Annotated in this window: 3 protein-coding genes; all 3 read left to right on the top strand. The window is 58.1% G+C overall.

Going from position 1 to position 4462, the window contains the following annotated elements; translation table 11 throughout:
• The first annotated feature begins 273 nt into the window (after positions 1-273).
• The gene (gene repA, locus PARHAE_RS20305; RefSeq protein WP_126156321.1) at positions 274-1494 is read left to right on the top strand and encodes a plasmid partitioning protein RepA; all 1221 of its coding nucleotides are present in this window, start codon (positions 274-276) and stop codon (positions 1492-1494) included.
• Positions 1494-2507, top strand: coding sequence for a plasmid partitioning protein RepB (gene repB / locus PARHAE_RS20300; protein ID WP_126156320.1), 1014 nt, complete (start codon positions 1494-1496; stop codon positions 2505-2507). Before repA ends, repB begins: the two co-directional genes overlap by 1 nt.
• A gap of 249 nt (positions 2508-2756) precedes the next feature.
• Positions 2757-4115 (top strand): plasmid replication protein RepC, encoded by a 1359-nt coding sequence (gene repC, locus PARHAE_RS20295; RefSeq protein ID WP_126156319.1) that lies wholly within the window; start codon positions 2757-2759, stop codon positions 4113-4115.
• Positions 4116-4462: the final 347 nt, after the last annotated feature.

Below are 4462 nucleotides of genomic sequence, written 5' to 3'. Positions count from 1 at the left end.
TCGCCATGCGCTGCTGCAAGACTGATGAAAGTTTCAGCGCCTTCATTGCTCTCGCCGCAACCGTCATCCGACTCCGGTGAACGTCAACACACCCTAGTCTGGATGGACTTAGGGAGCAGAAGGATTTCTGATCGGTTATCGAGAAAGCGGTTGCCGGACAGCCATTTGCATGTCACCACAGTATTACGGTGGGGACGTGGATACAAGCTTCCGACCGTAATCTGATCCAGAGACCCGGGATACGTCAGCCTTCCGAGAGCAACAATGAACAAAATGTTTGATCCGGCGCACCTGGTGAGCAGCACCAAGATCGGCGAATGCGCCGAAACCCTCTCGGCAGCCCTGGACGTGCAACTCAAGGAGTCCCATCAGCCCGGGGGAACCAAGGTTCTGCGCAAGTTCGCGGTCGGTGAAGTCTGCGAGCTGCTTGGCGTGACGCCTGACATGCTGCGCAACCGGCACAAGAACAAGAGCATTCCGGAAGTCGAGAGCGACGGCCGGAAGCACCGCTACTACTCTGCGGAGGAAATCGACGTCATCCGCAAGATCCTCTACGAGACCACCCGGGGCAAGGGGAAAGAGGATTTCCGTCCTGGGCGCCGTGAGGGAGATCCGATGCAGATCATCAGCTGCGTCAACTTCAAAGGCGGCAGTGCCAAAACCACCTCGGCCGCGCACCTTGCCCACCGCCTCGCACTGAGGGGTTATCGCGTTCTCGCCTGCGACCTCGACCCCCAAGCTTCCTTGACAACGCTGTTCGGCTATCGCCCCGAGATCGAGTTCGCCGAGGGTGGAACAATCTACGATGCGTTGCGCTACGCCGATTTCGACGCGCCGGATGGAGAGCAGGACCATCCGGTTCCTCTTCGCAACATCATCCGGAAGACCTATTTCCACAACCTTGACCTCGCCCCGGCGGGGTTGCTCCTCACCGAGTATGAAACCGAAACCGCAAACAACCTGCGTGACGCCCGTCATACGATCTTCCCAAAACGGCTGTCGGAAGCGCTGGAGTCGGTCAGCGACGACTACGACATCGTCATCATCGACTGCCCTCCGCAGCTCGGATTCACGACGCTCTCGGCTCTAACAGCCTCGACAGGACTGCTTGTTACTGTTGTGCCAGGAATGCTCGACATCGCGTCGATGAGTCAGTTCCTGAAGCTCGTCTCGGAAACCCTGGGAGCGATTTCCAACTATACCGGACAGGAAGTCGCCTATTCCTTCGTCAAGTTCCTCGTCACGCGCTACGAGCCCAATGATGGGCCTCAACGGCAGACGGAGGGTTATCTCCGGGCCATCCTGCGAGACATGGTGCTGGTCAATCCCATGCTGAAGTCGACGGCCATCTCGGACGCGGGCATGACCCAGCAGACCATCTATGAAGTCGATCCCAAGGACTTCGTGCGCGCTACGCTCGACCGGGCAATCAGCAGCGTCAATGACGTCGCGGCGGAGATCGAAACCTGCATTCAAGGCGCTTGGGGACGATAATGGGACGCAAGATCCTTCAGAACCTCACCAGGGCTCAGGCGGAAATGCCTCAACAGGGGACGCCAGCTGAGGCTTCCGCTGCAATGCGGCGGACCGCATCGGCACCAAGCATCGGCGGTCTGCGCGAGGGCCTCGACAAGCTTGCCAGCAGCGCCATCCGCGATATCGAGCCCCGCTTCATCGAGGCCGACGGCCTTCGTGATCGGCTCCAGATCTCGGATGACGACGTCGCGGCGCTTGCGGCCAGCATCAAGGAGCATGGTCAACAGGTTCCCATCCTCGTTCGACCATCGGAGAAGCCGGGACATTATCGCGTGGTCTACGGACGCCGGCGTCTGGCAGCGATCCGGCTTGTGGGAGGCCCGGTTAAGGCGATCGTCCGCACCCTCGATGACAAGAGTGCCGTGCTGGCGCAGGGGCAGGAGAATAACCTCCGCCTAGACCCCTCGTTCATCGAGAAGGCTGTCTTCGTGAAGGACATGCGGGATGCCGGATATAACACAGAGACCATCATGGCGGCTCTCGGCGTTTCCAAGCAGTCTGTGAGCACATTCGAGGTCGTCCTCCCTTCCATTCCAATTGAGGTCATCCAGGCTATCGGTCCGGCCCATAACATCGGCCGGCGAAGGTGGCAGGACATCGTAGACGCTGTCCGGGATCACAAGGTCGACCTCAAGAGCATAACCAGCCAACTAGCTGACGAACTTGAAAAAATTCATTCTTCTACCGAGCGTTTCGAGGTTTTCTCCCGGGCAGTCAACGATGTGATCAATGGCGTGCCCGTCAAGGGAAAGCAGCGCGCCGGAGCACCCGAGGCTGTCCACCGCGGTGGACAGGGCGCCATCAGCATCGACGGCCTTCGGATCGGAAAGATCAAGGCCAGCGCCAGGACTGTAGGTATCGAAATTGCACGTGGTCAGGCACCTGAGTTCGGAAAGTGGATCATGGAGAACGCGGATGAAGCAGTCCGCATGCTTCACGAGCACTGGAAGAAGAGCGGGAGCAAGGGCTAGGTCCCTTCTCTCTTGATGTAAACCCCAAGCAAAGAAAGGAGCGCAACGGAGACCAGAAAAGAAAGAGCCCCCCAAAGTTTCCCTTGGAGAGCCCCGATCTGTCTTTTGCACTTTCAGGTCTACCGCACGATCCAAGGCCCGTCAAGAACAACCGATTCGGTTGACAGGTGGATTCTATCCAACTTTCCGAAAGGATCGCTGGCAGGGTTCGGTTACCGCGTGGGCTTATGGTCGCCTTGGCGAAGAGACATGACATTTCATCGACCAATCCCTCTCGGCTCAGTCCGGGCGAAATCAGAGGGCAACCCTGACGCCTGTAGCGGCTGCCTGAAAGAGGCCTTCCGGAACCTCTCGGCTGTGGCAAAGACTTTCGGCATTTCAACCGGTGCGCTGCACACCCTGCGGGCCATGATCCATTGTGTCCGTCCCGGGCAGAGCCTGACATGCTTTGCCTCCACAGAGACGCTGATCCGACTGCGGTCGGGCGGAAGCGACAGAACCGTGCGCCGACACGTAGGCGAGCTGATCGAAGCCGGGGTCATTCGCCGACACGACAGTCCCAACAAGAAGCGCTACATGGTGCGGGACCTCTCCAGCGGTCAGGTCCTGCTTTTCGGCTTCGACTTATCGCCCATGCTTGCGCGGGAGGACGAGTGGAAGCGCGCCGCAGACCTGGCGGCGGCTGAAATCAGCCGTAAACGCTATCTTAAAACCTTGATCCTCGGGCGGCTACATAAGCTCGACCTGCTTGCCTCAGGAATTGAGACGAACATCCTCAGAACGATCCTACGTCGCAACCTCTCCATCCATGAATTGGAAGGAGTGCTGTCCAACGTGGAGTACCACCTGACTTCCCTCACCGTCTACCCCTGCTCCAAGTCGGAAGCCGTAGAGCAGAACGCTACACAGGCTCCCTGCCCTCCGGGACGAGTAGGCGTCTCTAGTCCGACCAAAGCCCCCTGCCCCGGCGGCAAGACTCATGAACAGCAAGGCCACAAGGCCGACGCATCTTCCACCACGTCCGTATCTGACGGCCAAAACGACCGTCACCAACATAGATCTGATACTTATATCCTTGAAACTAACCCCGCACGATATGGCCGGGATCTGGAAGGCGATCGTGAAGAAGAAGAACTGCTAAGGAAGGTAGTCGAGACCTGCACCGAGGCGACCGCCTTCGCCGAGGGTCCGGTCGAGAGCTGGGAAGACATCCATGCCCTCGGATGGCTCCTTGCGCCCATTATCGGCATCGACAAGGAGATGATGGTTCAAGCCATTTCAACCCATGGGCTCTCCCCCGTCACAACATTGGTCCTTCTTTTGCTGCAGAAGGGAGATACAATCTCAAACATCGGCGGATATTTCCGGTCGCTGACATTAGGGGTGGGCGCCAGGACATTCGATCCCTGGCGCATGCTCGGTCCGTTAACCGCGCCGTCCACGAATGCCCCCCCTTTCCCTCCAACTGACCCTGTACCAGTCCACATACGCTTGTGGCCGCCTGCGGAGAGGTGTCGGATGGCTATGTGCAATGCTAACGATGCGGATCTAGTCCCGGCTGGGACTATGCCTTTGGGTAATTTACCGCAGGGTACTAGCAGTGGCTAGCAGGATCGATGTTGGTGACCCGATCGGCGCGTCACGTGTTCACTTGATCTGTAAGGCTGAGGACAAAAACTGTCGAGTTTACTGACCTCTTTTGGCTCAGTATTCTCGTGACTTACCCAGGCATCTCATGAAGCACGTTTTCAGCACCGAAGTTTCAGAACAAGCGTCGGCTAGTGACTCATACCCAGTCCACCGCGGTGGACAACGAACCATAGATTGTTCATGGCATGCGATATAGTCCATCGACCGAACTAGGGTGTGTTGACGTTCACCGGAGTCGGATGACGGTTGCGGCGAGAGCAATGAAGGCGCTGAAACTTTCATCAGTCTTGCAGCAGCGCATGGCG

Source organism: Paracoccus haematequi (genome assembly GCF_900631945.1).
GTDB classification, from domain to species: Bacteria; Pseudomonadota; Alphaproteobacteria; order Rhodobacterales; family Rhodobacteraceae; genus Paracoccus; species Paracoccus haematequi_A.
The sequence above is the reverse complement of the archived record's forward strand: the minus strand, read 5'-3'. Positions and strand labels throughout refer to the sequence as shown.